18 protein-coding genes and 1 other annotated feature are annotated in these 16534 nt (G+C 44.1%); all 18 genes read left to right on the plus strand.

Annotation, left to right across the window (positions count from 1 at the left end):
- The first annotated feature begins 18 nt into the window (after positions 1 to 18).
- Positions 19 to 735 (plus strand): 2-C-methyl-D-erythritol 4-phosphate cytidylyltransferase, encoded by a 717-nt coding sequence (gene ispD / locus HHK01_RS00240; RefSeq protein ID WP_322619375.1) that lies wholly within the window; start codon positions 19 to 21, stop codon positions 733 to 735.
- A 5-nt stretch (positions 736 to 740) separates the two neighbouring features.
- Complete coding sequence (gene ispF, locus HHK01_RS00245; protein WP_170008593.1) at positions 741 to 1217, plus strand: 2-C-methyl-D-erythritol 2,4-cyclodiphosphate synthase; 477 nt, start codon at positions 741 to 743, stop codon at positions 1215 to 1217.
- 68 nt (positions 1218 to 1285) lie between these two features.
- A complete protein-coding gene (gene gltX / locus HHK01_RS00250; RefSeq protein WP_170005885.1) occupies positions 1286 to 2749 on the plus strand; it encodes a glutamate--tRNA ligase in 1464 nt (487 codons plus the stop codon).
- Positions 2750 to 3505: 756 nt separating this feature from the next.
- Complete coding sequence (gene cysE, locus HHK01_RS00255; protein ID WP_170005886.1) at positions 3506 to 4222, plus strand: serine O-acetyltransferase; 717 nt, start codon at positions 3506 to 3508, stop codon at positions 4220 to 4222.
- Entirely contained in the window at positions 4164 to 5564 is a 1401-nt protein-coding gene (gene cysS, locus HHK01_RS00260; protein ID WP_170005887.1) for a cysteine--tRNA ligase, read from the plus strand. The genes cysE and cysS overlap by 59 nt, the downstream gene beginning before the upstream one ends.
- A 5-nt stretch (positions 5565 to 5569) precedes the next feature.
- Complete coding sequence (locus HHK01_RS00265) at positions 5570 to 5998, plus strand: Mini-ribonuclease 3 (protein WP_170005888.1); 429 nt, start codon at positions 5570 to 5572, stop codon at positions 5996 to 5998.
- The gene (rlmB, locus tag HHK01_RS00270) at positions 5995 to 6735 is read left to right on the plus strand and encodes a 23S rRNA (guanosine(2251)-2'-O)-methyltransferase RlmB (protein WP_170005889.1); all 741 of its coding nucleotides are present in this window, start codon (positions 5995 to 5997) and stop codon (positions 6733 to 6735) included. The genes HHK01_RS00265 and rlmB overlap by 4 nt, the downstream gene beginning before the upstream one ends.
- On the plus strand, positions 6728 to 7252 hold the full coding sequence (locus HHK01_RS00275) for an NYN domain-containing protein (protein WP_228027611.1): 525 nt from the start codon (positions 6728 to 6730) through the stop codon (positions 7250 to 7252). The genes rlmB and HHK01_RS00275 overlap by 8 nt, the downstream gene beginning before the upstream one ends.
- 97 nt (positions 7253 to 7349) lie before the next feature.
- On the plus strand, positions 7350 to 7964 hold the full coding sequence (gene sigH, locus HHK01_RS00280) for an RNA polymerase sporulation sigma factor SigH (protein WP_407646916.1): 615 nt from the start codon (positions 7350 to 7352) through the stop codon (positions 7962 to 7964).
- Between the two features lie 157 nt (positions 7965 to 8121).
- Positions 8122 to 8268, plus strand: a complete 147-nt coding sequence (gene rpmG / locus HHK01_RS00285) for a 50S ribosomal protein L33 (RefSeq protein ID WP_170005892.1) — start codon at positions 8122 to 8124, stop codon at positions 8266 to 8268.
- Positions 8269 to 8297: 29 nt separating this feature from the next.
- Complete coding sequence (gene secE, locus HHK01_RS00290; protein ID WP_170005893.1) at positions 8298 to 8477, plus strand: preprotein translocase subunit SecE; 180 nt, start codon at positions 8298 to 8300, stop codon at positions 8475 to 8477.
- 142 nt (positions 8478 to 8619) lie between these two features.
- A complete protein-coding gene (gene nusG / locus HHK01_RS00295) occupies positions 8620 to 9153 on the plus strand; it encodes a transcription termination/antitermination protein NusG (RefSeq protein ID WP_170005894.1) in 534 nt (177 codons plus the stop codon).
- Positions 9154 to 9327: 174 nt separating this feature from the next.
- Complete coding sequence (rplK, locus tag HHK01_RS00300) at positions 9328 to 9753, plus strand: 50S ribosomal protein L11 (RefSeq protein ID WP_170005895.1); 426 nt, start codon at positions 9328 to 9330, stop codon at positions 9751 to 9753.
- A 99-nt stretch (positions 9754 to 9852) separates the two neighbouring features.
- Entirely contained in the window at positions 9853 to 10554 is a 702-nt protein-coding gene (gene rplA, locus HHK01_RS00305) for a 50S ribosomal protein L1 (RefSeq protein ID WP_170005896.1), read from the plus strand.
- 54 nt (positions 10555 to 10608) lie between these two features.
- Positions 10609 to 10760 (plus strand) — a sequence feature (ribosomal protein L10 leader region).
- Between the two features lie 34 nt (positions 10761 to 10794).
- Positions 10795 to 11292 (plus strand): 50S ribosomal protein L10, encoded by a 498-nt coding sequence (rplJ, locus tag HHK01_RS00310; protein ID WP_170005897.1) that lies wholly within the window; start codon positions 10795 to 10797, stop codon positions 11290 to 11292.
- Positions 11293 to 11365: 73 nt separating this feature from the next.
- Positions 11366 to 11728: a 50S ribosomal protein L7/L12 gene (gene rplL, locus HHK01_RS00315; RefSeq protein ID WP_170005898.1), complete on the plus strand. Its 363-nt coding sequence runs from the start codon at positions 11366 to 11368 to the stop codon at positions 11726 to 11728.
- Positions 11729 to 11847: 119 nt separating this feature from the next.
- On the plus strand, positions 11848 to 12453 hold the full coding sequence (locus tag HHK01_RS00320) for a class I SAM-dependent methyltransferase (RefSeq protein WP_170005899.1): 606 nt from the start codon (positions 11848 to 11850) through the stop codon (positions 12451 to 12453).
- Between the two features lie 462 nt (positions 12454 to 12915).
- Positions 12916 to 16470, plus strand: coding sequence for a DNA-directed RNA polymerase subunit beta (gene rpoB, locus HHK01_RS00325; protein ID WP_170005900.1), 3555 nt, complete (start codon positions 12916 to 12918; stop codon positions 16468 to 16470).
- Positions 16471 to 16534 lie beyond the last annotated feature (64 nt).

The following is a 16534-nucleotide window of genomic DNA, read 5'->3' on the forward strand; positions in this document are numbered from 1 at the left end:
GCTTGAAGGTCTGTAAGGATGAATGTGATGTCATATACAGTTGTCATTCCAGCAGCCGGGAGAGGAACACGGATGGGAGCAGATGAAAATAAGCTGTTCCTTCCTCTTTTGGACAAGCCCATTATTGCTTACACGCTTCAAGTGTTCGAAGGTGACAAAGCATGTGATGGAATTGTTCTTGTTGTAAAGGACGAGGAGCGGGATAGGTTTCTAGAGATTTGTACTACTTATGGAATACAAAAAGTAACTCAGTATGTAGCTGGCGGGAATGAACGTCAAGATAGCGTGATGAAGGGAGTGCGTGCGATTCAAAACACGTCCTCCCTTGTGTTCGTTCATGACGGGGCAAGACCTTTTGTTCGTAGAAAAACGTTAGAAGAACTCGCAGAAAAAGCAACAAATTCAGGAGGCGCGATCGTGGCTGTTCCTGTAAAAGATACGGTCAAAAAGGTGCATGACAACAGGGTAACAGAAACCATAGACCGCGCTTCTTTATGGGCTGTACAAACACCGCAAGCGTTTCAAATCGGCGTGCTCCTGCGCGCTTACGAATGGGCGGTTGAACACAACTTTTTAGGAACAGATGAGGCTTCTGTTGTAGAGCAGCTGGGTGTAGACGTCTGTGTAGTAGAAGGGGACTATGAAAATGTTAAAATGACAACGCAAGAAGATCTGATTTACGGCGCAGCCATTCTTGCAAAACGTCAGGAACAAGAGTCGAAGGAGAAAGGATGAACAATGTGTTTCGGATTGGACAAGGATTTGATGTACATCAATTTGCAGAAGATCGTCCGCTCATACTCGGTGGTATACGCATCCCTTATGAGAAGGGGCTTGCCGGACATTCTGATGCGGATGTATTGCTACACACCATTGCAGACGCATGCTTAGGAGCTATTGGAGAACGCGATATCGGTAAGCATTTTCCGGATACAGATCCTGCATTTAAAGACGCAGACTCCGCTGTGCTTCTAGAGTATGTGTGGAAGCTCGCCCTCGAAAAGGGATTTACACTCGGAAATATTGATAGTACGATAATTGCCCAACAGCCAAAAATGGCGCCGTATGTTGATGAAATGGAAGCGCGTATTGCGGATATTTTGCAAGCTGATGTTGCACAAATTAACGTGAAGGCTACTACCACAGAGAGATTAGGATTTCCCGGACGTGGAGAGGGAATTGCCTCCATGGCGGTTGTCTTACTGATAAAGAAGTAGCGGTGACTTTTTTTGCTAGAGAGTGCATGGTAAGATAAGACGGATAAAAGAATAAGGGGGACCTTTTGATGGCACAAGACATCCGCGTGCGTTATGCACCGAGCCCGACTGGTCATTTACATATTGGAAACGCCCGTACAGCACTGTTTAATTACTTATTTGCCCGTAGTCAAAACGGGAAATTTATAATTCGGATTGAAGACACGGATAAGAAGCGCAACATTGAGGGGGGCGAAGAGAGTCAGCTTCACCATTTAAAGTGGCTTGGTATCGATTGGGACGAGAGTGTGGATGTAGGTGGAGATTATGGGCCGTATCGTCAATCGGAACGGAATAATCGTTATGAGGAATTGTACAAACAACTACTTGAAGAAAAGAAAGCGTATTACTGCTACTGTACCGAAGAAGAGCTAGAAGCGGAGCGGGAAGCACAACAAGCACGTGGGGAAATGCCGCGTTACTCGAACAAGTGTCGCCACTTGTCCGATCAGGAGCAAAGCAAACTACGTGCAGAAGGTCGCAAGCCAAGCGTTCGTTTCCTCGTACCCGCAGGAAAAGTATACCGCTTTGATGATATTGTCAAAGGGGATGTATCGTTCGAAGCAGATGGAATTGGTGACTTTGTCATTGTGAAAAAAGATGGGACACCGACTTACAACTTTGCAGTAGCTGCAGACGATCACGATATGAAGATTTCTCACGTATTGCGAGGCGACGATCATATTTCTAACACACCGAAGCAAATGATGGTGTATGAGGCGTTTGGTTGGGATGTTCCAGTTTTTGGTCACATGACGTTGATCGTGAATGAATCCAGGAAGAAGCTGAGTAAACGGGACGAGTCTATTATCCAATTTATTGAGCAATATAAAGAACTTGGATACTTACCTGATGCCCTTTTTAACTTTATAGCGCTCCTTGGTTGGTCACCAGTGGGAGAAGAGGAGATCTTCAGCCCTTCTCAATTCGTTGAAATTTTCGATCCAGCTCGTCTTTCGCGTTCTCCAGCTCTTTTTGACACACAGAAGCTGACATGGATGAACAATCAATATATGAAAGAGTTGGGCCTAGACAAAGTAGTGGAGTTGGCATTGCCACATTTAGTGAAGGTGGGACGTGTGTCAGAAACTCCATCGGATGAAGAGGCAACGTGGACCCGACAATTGATTGGTTTGTACCAGGAGCAAATGAGCTTCGGTGCGGAAATTGTGGAGCTGTCGGAGTTGTTTTTTAAAGAGCAAATCGAGTATGATGAAGAAGCGAAAGAGGTTCTTTCTGGTGAGCAGGTGCCAGAAGTACTCGCTACTTTTGCGAAGCAGCTAGTAAAGGTAGAAGTGTTTGAAGCGCAAGCGATTAAAAAAGCGATTAAAGCTGTCCAAAAAGAGACGGGTCACAAAGGCAAACAATTGTTCATGCCGATCCGTGTGGCGACAACAGGTCAAACACACGGACCAGAGCTTCCAAATGCTATTGAACTTCTAGGTCAAGAGATTGTGCAAAAGCGATTAGCTGCGGCAACGCAAACCGTGTAAACATTTGACCGATTCGTGAATATAGTAACCAACATAAATAAATGAAAGCTGCTTTCGTATTCTTTGTTGTTTTTACTAAACAGTTATCCCATGATGTGACATACTGCTGTGTTGATTTCCGCTGCAGGCGGACGCTTTCCGCTCCAATCAACGAACAGATAGTGGTTTGCAAGATTCCCTTATTAAGTGTTGAGTTCAGTACAAACAAGGAAATGTATGTGCACTTTTGAAATGCAATCAGTATCTTTCGTACGATGTATTTTCAAAACTAGCGTAGTGTATTTCCGGAGCGATATTTAGCAACATGAATTTGCAGTATGTCGCATCATATAGCTATTGTGCAATGAGACTCCATGAAAAAAGCAACAATCTTTTAGAAAACAGCCTTAATATAAGAACGTTTGACGAAGGAGAAGTACGTAGATGATGCTTTGTAAAGAGAGAACCTCCACCGGCTGAAAGGGGTTCAGAGCCACTCGTATACGGAAATGCACCTTCAGAGTCTCTTCTTGAAACACCTTGTTCTTGGTGAAGTAGGGAGGAGCGGCACCGGCCGTTATCCGATTGGAAAGTAGTAAGAATCTTTGTGGGATTTTTACAAGCAGAGTGGAACCGCGCCATCACGCCTCTGCCCGTCAAAGCACGGGTGGAGGCGTTTTTTGTGTGGAGCCTTTTAGCAGCTTGATTTTATGAAAGTAGAAACATGTTCATACTGAAAAATACAGGAATATGGCAAAGCTTGAAGGAGGGATACTTGTGTGGAGCACGATAAGGGAAGATGTTCAGGCAGTTTTTGAGCGTGACCCTGCAGCACGTCATTTGCTAGAAGTAGTTTTAACATACTCTGGACTTCACGCTATTTGGGCACACCGACTAGCTCATGGACTATTCAAGAGACGGCTCTACTTTTTAGCACGACTCATTTCACAAGTTTCACGGTTTTTTACCGGTATTGAAATTCATCCAGGCGCCAAAATCGGCAAAGGCTTTTTTATAGATCATGGTATGGGTGTTGTCATTGGGGAAACATGTGAGATTGGCGATTACGTGACCGTTTTTCAAGGCGTCACGCTAGGTGGTACTGGGAAAGAAAAGGGAAAGCGTCACCCAACTATTAAGGATCACGCGCTCATTGCGACAGGTGCCAAAGTGTTAGGGTCTATTACGATCGGTACTTATTCAAAAGTAGGAGCGGGTTCTGTCGTGTTAAAGGATGTCCCGTCAAATTGTACGGTGGTAGGAATTCCGGGAAAAGTTGTGATACAGGATGGTGTACGTATTACGGAGAACTTTGACCACTGTAATATGCCAGACCCAGTTCAGGATAAGTTTGTGGAGTTAGAAGCAGAGATTCAACGTTTACAAGAAGAAGTGGCAGTGACAAAGAGAGAGGTAGAAAGGAGTTTGTCAGCTTATGACGATTCAGATGTACAACACATTGACAAGAACAAAAGAGCCGTTTCGTCCGATTGAAGAAGGAAAAGTAAAGATGTACGTATGTGGTCCTACTGTGTACAACTATATTCACATCGGTAATGCACGTCCGGCTATAGTGTTTGATACAGTTCGCAAATATTTAATATATCGAGGGTACGACGTGCAGTTTGTATCGAACTTTACGGATGTGGATGATAAATTAATCCGGGCAGCTAAAGAGATTGGTGAAGACGTGCCTGCTGTAGCCGACCGCTTTATTGCTGCTTATCATGAGGACGTAGGTACACTAGGCTGCACGGTTGCCGATGCCCACCCTCGCGTTATGGAAAACATGGGTATCATCATCGAGTTCATTCAAGCACTCATAGATAAAGACTTTGCCTACGAATCTGGTGGTGACGTGTATTACCGCACACGGAAATTCGATGGATACGGAAAGCTTTCGCACCAATCTATCGATGAGCTTAAGGTAGGGGCTCGTATCGAAGCAGGCGAACAGAAAGAAGACACGCTCGATTTCACTCTATGGAAAGCAGCTAAGGAAGGAGAGATTTCGTGGGAAAGCCCCTGGGGTGAAGGGCGCCCAGGCTGGCACATCGAATGCTCGGCAATGGTGAAGAAATATCTTGGGGATACGATCGACATCCACGCTGGAGGGCAAGATTTGGCGTTTCCTCATCATGAGAATGAGATCGCTCAAACAGAGGCATTGACTGGGAAATCGTTCGCTAACTACTGGTTACACAACGGGTATATCAACATCGACAATGAGAAAATGTCTAAATCACTCGGAAACTTTGTCCTTGTGCATGACATTTTGAAGCATCATGACCCACAAGTGTTACGCTTTTTTATGTTGAGTGTCCATTACCGTCATCCGATTAACTACTCTGAAGCCCTTTTGCAAGATACGAAGCAAGCCTTTGAACGTTTACAAACTGCGTACAGTAATGTTTTGCAACGGTTAGACAGCTCTATAGACTTGGCTGAAGATGCTTCCTATTGGACAGAGAAAATAAATGAATTAGAAAAACGCTTTGTGCTTGAGATGGACGATGACTTTAATACGGCAAATGCCATTTCGGTACTCTTTGACCTTGCAAAACTTGCCAATCTTTATACACGTGAAGACAATACAAACGTGCGTGTATTACAGCAACTCATTCATAAATTCGACGAGTTCACAGGCGTGCTCGGGTTTTCTGTAAAGCGTGTTGAATCACTGTTAGATGAGGAAATTGAAGCGTTGTTGGATGAGCGTGTGCAAGCACGGAAAGATCGCAACTTTGCTCGTGCCGATGAAATTCGTGACCAATTAAAAGGCTTAAACATTTTGCTGGAAGACACCGCACAAGGCACGCGTTGGAAGAGAGGATAATGAGTATGGAATTTTCCACTTCGCTTCCGACTATAGATGCGAAGCAACTGAATGGATTGACGCTAGCTTATATGGGTGACGCTGTTTACGAATGGTACGTGCGTCACCATTTGCTTAGCCATCATACGTACAAGCCTAATATTTTGCATAAAAAGGCAGTGGGCTATGTGTCTGCGAAGGCGCAAGCGACCATCGTTCAACGTTTAAAGAGTGCAGAGGTACTTACGGAGCAAGAGATGGCCGTATATAAGCGAGGGCGCAATACGACGAGTCATACGGTTCCGAAAAACACGTCTGTACAAGTTTACAGAGAAGCGACTGGATTCGAAGCGCTCATTGGCTATCATTATCTACAACAAAATAGCGCAAGATTGCAGGAGTTACTTAAGATGAGCTGTGAATTTATTGAAGATGAGAGGAGGAAATTGTCGTGAAGGCAGGATGGATTTATGGCAAAAATACAGTGTTAGAGGCACTTAGAAAAAATGAAACAGTTGACAAGGTATATGTGGCTGAAGGTGCACAAAGAGGAACGAATCAAACCATTATGAATGCAGCGAAAGACCGGGGAATTCGAGTAGAGGTCGTGCCGAAACAAAAGCTTAACGCTATGACTGATATTCCTCACCAAGGAGTGGCGGCACAAATCGCAGCTTACGAGTATGCAGAGCTAGATGACTTGTTTGCGGTGGCTCAGGAGCGAGGAGAGGATCCCTTTTTCCTCATTTTGGATGAGGTGGAAGATCCGCATAATTTAGGCTCTATGCTTCGGACAGCAGACTGTACTGGGGTACATGGCATTATTATTCCGAAGCGAAGAGCGGTTGGACTTACCGCAACCGTTGCGAAGGCCTCAACAGGAGCTATAGAACACGTCAAAGTCGCTCGCGTGACGAATATAGCTAGAACGATTGAAGAGTTACAGCAATCTGGGGTGTGGATTGCAGGCACAGACGCGACAGGCAATACCGATTTTCGACAAATGGATGGTACGATGCCGCTTGCTCTAGTGATCGGCAGTGAAGGGAAGGGAATGAGTCGCCTCGTACGGGAAAAATGCGATTTTCTCATTTCTTTACCGATGACAGGTCACGTTACGTCATTGAATGCTTCCGTTGCGGGGGCTCTCGTGATGTATGAAGTGTATAGGAAGCGACACCCCGTTGGCTAAGGAAAAAGAAGAGATTTTGCTGGTAGATGGGTACAACATTATCGGCGCTTGGCCTACATTACGGAGTCTGAAGGAAAAAGGATTAGAAGAATCCCGCAATGAACTGATTCAACAAATGACCGAATATCAAGCGTATACAGGACAGCGCGTGATGATCGTTTTTGATGCTTATGGTGTAAAGGGATTAGAGCGAAAAATAAGGTCTGGTCGTGTAGACGTACTATTTACCCGGGAAAAAGAAACCGCTGATGAACGTATTGAAAAGCTGGCGGTAGAGCTCCAATCGATTCGTACACAGGTTTATGTAGCCACGTCAGACTTCACGGAGCAGTGGTCGGTTTTTGGGCAAGGGGCACTACGGAAATCAGCTCGTGAGCTACTTCGAGAAGTGGAAACGATTCAAGGTGGTATTCGCAAAAGTGTCGAGCGAACCCAACGATCAAGACCGCAATCCAAGATCCAACTTAGTAATGAAGTGGCAGAAATTTTCGAAAAGTGGCGAAGAGGAGACCGATAAGCGGTTGACGTTAGAAAATTATGTACAGTATAATAATTCTATCTAGTGCGTTTCGGAGGGATTCTTAGTGCCTATACACATCGAAGGAGAAACGAGCTTGGAAACTATGGAAGATGAGAAAGTCGTGGAGCGTGTGCATGAAGGGGATCACGATGCCTTAGACTACTTGATTCGAAAATACCGCAACTTTGTTCGTGCAAAGGCGCGTTCTTATTTTCTGATTGGTGCAGATAAGGAAGATATCATCCAAGAAGGTATGATTGGCTTATACAAAGCAATACGTGATTTTCAAGGAGACAAGCTTTCGTCGTTCAAAGCATTTGCAGAACTGTGTATTACTCGCCAAATTATTACCGCGATTAAAACCGCCACTCGTCAAAAGCATATCCCTTTAAATTCTTATGTTTCATTGGACAAGCCTATTTACGATGAAGAATCCGACCGAACACTTATGGACGTGTTAACGGGGACGAAGCAATCGGACCCGGAAGAAATTATCATACATCAGGAAGAATTTGATCATATTGAAGTGAAGATGTCTGAGCTCCTTAGTGATCTGGAACAAAAAGTTTTATCACGTTATTTAGACGGCCAGTCCTATCAAGAGATTTCTCATGAGTTAGACCGTCACGTGAAATCGATTGATAACGCACTACAACGGGTGAAGAGAAAACTAGAGCGGTACTTGGAAGTCAGAGAAGTAGTCAGGTAGTCGTTGTGCAGCACAACCGCGACCGTTCGGTATAGGTTGTTCTATGTGTCTTACGTAATGTGCGACTTCATTCCTGTTTTCTAGTCTCATTGACAGGGTTGTACGTGCGTGATAAAGTTTACTAGACGTAGACCCTACAGATGGGGATGAGAAAAATATGCGCAAGAAAGTAACGTTAGCGTGCAGCGACTGTGGTTCACGGAATTACTCTACTGAACAACGTCGAGATGCAACCGAACGTCTTGAGATAAAAAAGTATTGCAAAACGTGTAGCGCTCACACTATGCACCGTACTACAAAGTAACGCAATTTGTAAAGCTGGAGGGTCTTTTCATGCAACGCATCGTCGGTTTCTTTCAAGGTGTCGGCCGTGAGATGGGAAAGGTAAGCTGGCCTAAACGGAAAGAGCTTACTCGTTACACCATCACCGTATTAGCGACAGTTATTATTATGACTTTATTCTTTTCGGTTCTTGACATTGGATTTACTGCACTATTTGACACGATTCGCTGAATAGCGTGACGCTTGTTATGGAATAATGGTAAAGCATACCAACAAATAAAGCCCGTTTAACGGGTTTTTTCATTGTGTAAACATTTTACCTAATAGAATGAGATACAGCAGATGTTGTTACATTAAGGGAGGGAAGGAACACGTGGAGAAAAATTGGTACGTAGTACACACCTACTCAGGTTACGAAAACAAGGTGAAAATGAACCTGGAGAAGCGAGTAGAGTCTATGGGGATGCAGGACAAGATTTTTCGTGTTGTTGTTCCAGAAGAAGAAGAGACAGATGTGAAGAACGGTAAGAAAAAAACGACTATGAAAAAGACATTTCCAGGTTATGTACTTGTGGAAATTGTTATGACAGATGATTCATGGTATGTAGTTCGTAACACGCCTGGTGTTACTGGATTTGTTGGTTCTTCAGGATCAGGCTCGAAACCAACACCACTATTGCCGGAAGAGGTAGAAACTATTCTTCGTCGCATGGGAATGAACGAAAAACGTGTTGGAATTCAGTTTGAACTTGGGGAGTCTGTGAAAGTACAAGAAGGTCCTTTTGCTAACTTCACAGGGTCAGTGGAAGATGTTGATTCTGACAAAGGAAAAGTAAAAGTGCTCGTTAATATGTTCGGGCGTGATACCCCTGTCGAGCTGAACTTTGATCAGGTTGCAAAAATCTAACTTATAACAACTTGAAAACATCATGAAAAAATGGTACTATTTTTTAGGTCAGTATGTCTTGGACTAGGGACATCACTGGAAACTGCCTATTACACGACACGTTAAAGGTATATTGAGTGGGAGGGGCGACTTTAGCTCCTATGACCACATCACGGACTTAAGGAGGTGTGTCTCGTGGCTAAAAAAGTTATTAAAGTTGTGAAGCTCCAAATCCCAGCAGGGAAAGCGAATCCAGCTCCACCGGTAGGTCCAGCTCTAGGTCAAGCGGGTGTAAACATTATGGGATTCTGTAAGGAGTTCAACGCACGTACAGCAGAACAAGCTGGTCTTATTATTCCTGTAGAAATTACGGTATTTGAAGACCGTTCTTTTACATTCGTAACAAAAACGCCACCGGCTGCCGTTCTACTTAAGAAAGCAGCAGGAATTGAATCCGGTTCAGGCGAACCGAATCGTAATAAAGTCGCGACTGTCAAGCGTGACAAAGTACGCGAAATCGCGGAAACAAAAATGCCTGACCTGAATGCTGCCGATGTAGAAGCAGCGATGCGTATGGTTGAAGGTACTGCCCGCAGCATGGGGATTGTTATCGAAGACTAATGCGTATAGTTTGACTAAGGTTGCGATTGTGAGTCCACGCTCGCAACCTTTTTCGTGGGAGGTATAATCCGTTACAACCACAATGAGGAGGATATAAGAATGGCTAAAAGAGGTAAACAATATCAAGAAGCGTTGAAGCTAATTGATCGTTCAAAACATTATGATGTACAAGAAGCAATTGATCTAGTGAAGAAAACAACGTTCACAAAGTTTGACGCTACCGTTGAGGTTGCGTTCCGTCTAGGTGTTGATCCGAAAAAAGCGGATCAGCAAATTCGTGGAGCGGTTGTTTTACCAAATGGTACAGGTAAAACTCAAAAAGTACTTGTTTTTGCTAAAGGCGAAAAGCTAAAAGAAGCGGAAGCGGCGGGCGCTGACTATGTTGGTGACAGCGAATATATAAACAAAATCAGCCAAGGTTGGTTTGACTTTGACGTAATCGTAGCTACTCCAGATATGATGGGTGAAGTCGGTAAGCTTGGCCGTGTACTCGGACCAAAAGGTTTAATGCCAAACCCTAAAACGGGTACTGTTACATTTGACGTTGAAAAAGCAGTAAAAGATATTAAAGCAGGGAAAGTTGAGTACCGTGTTGAAAAGGCAGGGAATATTCATGTTCCTATCGGTAAAGCTTCTTTTGACACAGCTAAACTCATTGAAAACTTCACAACAATGTATGAAACGTTGTTGAAAGCGAAGCCTGCAGCTGCAAAAGGAACTTATATGCGGAATGTGTCTGTCACTTCAACGATGGGCCCTGGTGTGAAAGTAGATCCTTCTAGCTTCGGAGTAAAACAATAAACAAACACTTGACAACAAGGTGTTACTTTGTGTAAAGTAAATCTTGTTGAAATTCAATACGAAACATTTGTGCCGTAGACAGTAGGAGTGACATGTCACTTAATGTCCTGCCGAGGTATGTGAGTCATATACGTTGCAAGAGGGACTCGATTCTCTTGCTTGTGCCTCCATGTCTACTTAGGGCGTGGAGGCTTTTCTATGGTATGAATGTTGGATCATGAAGATACAGGAGGTGTCAGGATGTCCAGCGTTCTTGAGCAAAAGAAACAGATCGTTCAAGAAATTACAGAAAAATTCCAAGCGAGCCCATCTACTATTATCGTGGATTACCGTGGACTTAACGTGTCAGAAGTAACTGAACTTCGTAAGCAACTTCGCGAAGCAGGTATCGACTTCAAAGTGTACAAAAACTCAATGACTCGTCGTGCGGTAGAAGCTGCTGGTTTAACGGGGTTGAACGACGCACTTACTGGACCAAACGCAATCGCATTTGGTGTAGAAGATGTCGTTGCTCCAGCAAAGATTTTAAATACCTTTGCAAAAAAACACGATGCGCTTGAAATTAAAGCCGGTGTTATTGAGGGGAACATTGCTTCGGTCGAAGAAGTGAAGGCGTTAGCGGAACTTCCATCACGCGAAGGTCTACTTTCTATGCTTCTTTCTGTACTTCAAGCACCGGTTCGAAATTTTGCCCTTGCAACAAAAGCAGTGGCAGATCAAAAAGAAGAAGGCGCGTAAGACGCACTTTCTATCTGATGTTACAGCCTAGCTGTAGTTATGCATAAACCAACTTTTAAGGAGGAAAACTCTCATGTCTAAAGAACAAATCATTGAACAGATTAAAGAAATGACCGTTCTTGAATTGAACGATCTTGTAAAAGCAATCGAAGAAGAATTTGGTGTAACAGCTGCAGCTCCTGTAGCGGTTGCTGGTGCTGCTGGTGGCGAGGCTGCTGAAGAACAAACTGAATTCGACCTCGTACTTACAGGCCCTGGTAGCCAAAAAATTAAAGTTATCAAAGTGGTTCGCGAAATCACTGGTCTTGGACTTAAAGAAGCGAAAGAACTCGTTGACAACACTCCAAAACCGCTTAAAGAAGGTATCGCGAAAGAAGAAGCTGAAGAACTTAAAGCGAAACTTGAAGAAGTTGGCGCTGACGTCGAAGTTAAGTAATCATCTTCTGACGACACAGGAAAGCTCGCTATTAACTAGCGAGCTTTCTTTCGCTTTATCCCCATAAAGTTCTCCTTGTAAATTCTTCAGTATTTTTTACGGTAGGGAGGCACCTAAAGTTGAGTCAACACTATTTTGAAAGAAATCCAGCTTCATCGCATAAACGTGAACAGTGGTCATCTACTTTGCGTGGGCACACTTTTCGGTTTATAACAGATAGTGGTGTGTTCTCAAAGGGTGAAGTTGATTTTGGAACACGTGTACTGCTTTCTCGAATAAATGTAGCGCAACTAAGTGATGGTGGCCCTCTGTTAGATGTGGGTTGTGGTTATGGACCCATAGGGCTGGCGCTGGCTAGAGAGCTTCCAGACCGAATCGTGCACATGGTCGACGTTAACGAACGGGCGCTTTGTTTAGCAAAAGAAAATGCAGAACTGAATTCGGTTTCCAATGTACAAATTTACGAAAGTGACGCAGGTTCTCGTGTTACCGAAAGAGGTTTTGAGCTCGTAGTGACCAATCCCCCAATTCGAGCGGGTAAAGAAGTGGTGCACCGAATTTATGAAGATGCCCATCAGCTCCTGTCTCCTAAAGGTACACTTTGGGTAGTGATCCAAAAAAAGCAAGGGGCACCGTCTACCTTGAAAAAGCTAGAACAACTTTTTAGTTCTGTAGATACAGTACACAAGGAGAAAGGTTACTATATTATTTGTGCATGGAAATAGTCTTCTTCTATTAGGGATCTAATGCTCTTATTTCGGTATAGCGCTTATAAATCAAGGGTAGCGCTCTTATCTCTGGAATATCGCTCACATGGTGTAGTTTCCGAAACTTGTAAAAACTTGTCGAAATCAAGACTTGAATTTTTTTGATGTTTATGGTTCGAAGGATTGACCGCCTACTAGCGCTATGCTATTATTAAAAAATGCCAAACTGCCATTGTTGTGTAGACTGTATGTAAATCTTAAATCTTAAATAAGTGGCAGGTCAAAAGAAATGGCGATTTTTAGTATATGACGTATAGCCACGGATTAACCTGGAAAAGATAACAAAATACTAGCTGGTTTCTGAGGAAATTGTGGTTTTAGTCTAAAACCCTTTTTCTTTTTGCCTTTCACAGCTTAAGGTCGTTCCTAGTTGTGGGGTTCAATAGATTCCGAATACGTGTGATATGAGGGGTGAAACAGTTGACAGGTCAACTAGTTCAATACGGACGACACCGCCAACGCAAAAGCTTTGCTCGCATTAGCGAAGTGCTCGAGTTGCCGAACCTTGTCGAGATACAAACTGCTTCATATGAGTGGTTTTTAGATGAGGGTGTTAGAGAAATGTTCCAAGATATTTCTCCAATAGAAGATTTCACAGGGAATTTATCACTTGAATTTATTGATTATAGTTTAGGTGATCCAAAGTATCCTGTCGATGAGGCAAAAGAACGTGATGTGACTTATTCAGCGCCTTTGCGTGTAAAAGTACGTCTTATTAACAAAGAAACAGGTGAAGTGAAAGACCAAGAAGTGTTCATGGGCGATTTCCCTCTCATGACAGATACAGGAACGTTTGTGATCAACGGAGCTGAACGTGTCATCGTTTCCCAGCTCGTACGTTCCCCTAGTGTTTATTATAACCAAAAGCTTGATAAGAACGGAAAAAGAGGGTATACAGCAACGGTTATTCCGAATCGTGGGGCTTGGCTTGAATACGAAACGGATGCAAAAGACGTAGTTCATGTGCGTATCGACCGTACAAGAAAGATGCCCGTATCCGTTCTTTTGCGTGCGTTAGGTTTTGGAAGTGACCAAGAGATTCTTGATTTAGTCGGGGACAATGAATACATTCGTAATACGCTTGAAAAAGACAACACTGAGAGTACGGAAAAAGCGCTATTAGAAATTTATGAGCGCCTTCGTCCTGGAGAACCGCCAACGGTTGAAAACGCTAAAAGTTTACTTGTCTCTCGTTTCTTTGATCCAAAGCGTTATGACCTTGCCAATGTAGGTCGCTACAAAATGAATAAAAAGCTTCATATTAAGAATCGTTTATTTAACCAACGTGTAGCTGAAACGTTAGCTGACCCAGAAACAGGGGAAATCCTTGTAGAAGAAGGGACGACGCTTGATCGTCGTACGTTGGATAAACTACTTCCGTACTTAGAACAAGGAATTGGTTTCAAGAGTTTTACGCCAAACGGCGGAGTGCTTGAAGACGATATGATTGTTCAGTCTATTAAAATCTATGCGCCAAATGACGAAGGTGAGAAAATCATCAATGTCATAGGTAATGGATCTGTAGATATAGCGCAAAAGCATATTACGCCTGCTGATATTGTCGCGTCCATTAGTTATTTCTTCAACCTACTACACGGTGTTGGAGATAAAGACGACATTGACCATCTCGGAAACCGTCGCTTGCGTTCTGTTGGTGAGCTTCTGCAAAACCAATTCCGCATTGGGCTTTCTCGTATGGAGCGTGTCGTTCGTGAACGTATGTCCATTCAAGATACTGCAACGCTTACACCGCAACAATTGATTAATATTCGACCTGTAATTGCGTCGATTAAAGAATTTTTCGGAAGCTCGCAGCTGTCACAATTTATGGACCAAACAAATCCTTTAGCTGAGTTAACTCATAAACGTCGTCTTTCAGCGCTTGGACCTGGTGGTTTAACGCGTGAACGTGCTGGATTTGAAGTGCGTGACGTTCATTACTCTCACTACGGTCGTATGTGTCCGATTGAGACGCCTGAGGGACCTAATATCGGCTTGATCAACTCCCTATCTTCCTTTGCAAAAGTAAATCGTTTCGGGTTTATTGAGGCGCCGTATCGTCGTGTTGATCCGGAAACAGGGATGGTTACAGAGCGGATCGATTATTTAACAGCCGACGAAGAGGACAACTATGTCGTGGCTCAAGCGAATGCACGACTTGGTGATGACGGCTCATTTATTGACGACGAAGTGATTGCGCGTTTTCGTGGTGAGAACACCGTTGTGAAACGTGAGCGGATCGATTATATGGACGTTTCACCTAAGCAAGTTGTGTCTGCTGCAACTGCATGCATTCCGTTTTTAGAGAATGATGACTCGAACCGTGCCTTAATGGGTGCGAACATGCAACGCCAGGCAGTACCGCTTCTCCAGCCAGAAGCACCGCTTGTTGGAACAGGAATGGAGCACGTGTCTGCCAAAGACTCTGGTGCTGCCGTAACCGCCAAACATGAAGGTATTGTTGAACACGTCGAAGCCAAGCAGGTGTGGGTACGCCGTATTAGTGAGATCGACGGCAAAGAAGTTCAAGGCGATCTCGATAAATATCGTCTACAGAAGTTTATTCGTTCGAACCAAGGAACTTGCTACAACCAGCGTCCAATTGTCTCTATTGGTGATCGGGTAGAAAAAGGAGAAATCCTTGCTGATGGTCCATCTATGGAGGTAGGAGAGCTTGCTCTGGGTCGTAACGTATTAGTTGGTTTCATGACTTGGGACGGTTACAACTACGAGGATGCTATCATCATGAGCGAAAGACTCGTTAAAGATGATGTGTACACTTCGGTGCACATTGAAGAATACGAGCAAGAAGCGCGTGATACGAAGCTTGGGCCGGAGGAAATCACACGTGATATTCCGAATGTCGGGGAAGACGCTCTTCGTAATTTAGATGAACGTGGAATTATTCGCATTGGTGCGGAAGTGAAGGACGGCGATTTGCTAGCAGGAAAAGTAACACCAAAAGGGGTTACTGAATTGACAGCAGAAGAGCGCCTCTTACATGCAATCTTCGGAGAGAAGGCGCGCGAAGTACGTGATACATCACTACGTGTACCACACGGTGGTGGCGGTATCGTTCATGATGTGAAAGTGTTTAATCGAGAAGATGGTGATGAACTCCCGCCGGGTGTAAACCAATTAGTTCGTGCGTATATCGTGCAAAAACGGAAGATTTCTGAAGGAGATAAAATGGCAGGTCGCCACGGAAATAAAGGGGTAATCTCCCGCATTCTCCCTGAAGAAGACATGCCGTTTCTGCCAGATGGTACGCCGATTGATATTATGTTAAACCCACTTGGTGTTCCTTCCCGTATGAATATCGGGCAAGTGTTGGAGCTTCACCTCGGAATGGCTGCACGTCAACTTGGCATCCATGTCGCATCTCCAGTTTTTGATGGTGCCCGTGAGGAAGACGTTTGGTCTACGATTGAGGAAGCAGGCATGGCTCGTGATGCGAAAACGGTTTTATACGATGGTCGAACAGGTGAACCATTCGATAACCGTGTTTCTGTCGGAGTGATGTACATGATTAAGTTGGCGCACATGGTTGATGATAAACTCCATGCACGCTCGACGGGTCCTTACTCGCTCGTTACACAACAACCACTTGGAGGGAAAGCGCAGTTTGGCGGACAGCGTTTTGGAGAGATGGAAGTATGGGCACTCGAAGCCTACGGTGCAGCTTACACACTTCAAGAAATCCTCACTGTAAAATCTGACGATGTGGTTGGACGTGTGAAAACATACGAAGCTATTGTTAAAGGAGACAACGTTCCTGAGCCAGGTGTTCCGGAATCGTTCAAGGTCTTGATTAAAGAACTTCAAAGTTTAGGAATGGACGTCAAAATCTTGTCCGGTGATGATCAGGAAATTGAAATGCGCGAACTTGATGATGAGGAAGAAGCACAGCAGGCGGAATCGCTGACAGTCTCAGAGGAAAGTGCGGAAATAGAAAAAGTCGGCTCAAGTGAATAAAGACCAAAGTAGATAGTCTAGAACCTTCAGCCCGAATAGAAACGCTTGTCAGTCGAGGGCTCAC

The organism is Bacillus fonticola (assembly GCF_012955605.1).
In the GTDB taxonomy this organism is placed as follows: domain Bacteria; phylum Bacillota; class Bacilli; order Bacillales; family JC228; genus Bacillus_CG; species Bacillus_CG fonticola.

Excerpts from the sequence above, each read along its gene's own strand:
- ispD (WP_322619375.1), top strand. The coding sequence starts at position 19 with ATGAATGTGATGTCATATACAGTTGTCATTCCAGCAGCCGGGAGAGGA.
- gltX (WP_170005885.1), top strand. The coding sequence starts at position 1,286 with ATGGCACAAGACATCCGCGTGCGTTATGCACCGAGCCCGACTGGTCAT.
- cysS (WP_170005887.1), top strand. The coding sequence starts at position 4,164 with ATGACGATTCAGATGTACAACACATTGACAAGAACAAAAGAGCCGTTT.
- HHK01_RS00265 (WP_170005888.1), top strand. The coding sequence starts at position 5,570 with ATGGAATTTTCCACTTCGCTTCCGACTATAGATGCGAAGCAACTGAAT.
- rpmG (WP_170005892.1), top strand. The coding sequence starts at position 8,122 with ATGCGCAAGAAAGTAACGTTAGCGTGCAGCGACTGTGGTTCACGGAAT.
- secE (WP_170005893.1), top strand. The coding sequence starts at position 8,298 with ATGCAACGCATCGTCGGTTTCTTTCAAGGTGTCGGCCGTGAGATGGGA.
- rplA (WP_170005896.1), top strand. The coding sequence starts at position 9,853 with ATGGCTAAAAGAGGTAAACAATATCAAGAAGCGTTGAAGCTAATTGAT.
- rplJ (WP_170005897.1), top strand. The coding sequence starts at position 10,795 with ATGTCCAGCGTTCTTGAGCAAAAGAAACAGATCGTTCAAGAAATTACA.
- rplL (WP_170005898.1), top strand. The coding sequence starts at position 11,366 with ATGTCTAAAGAACAAATCATTGAACAGATTAAAGAAATGACCGTTCTT.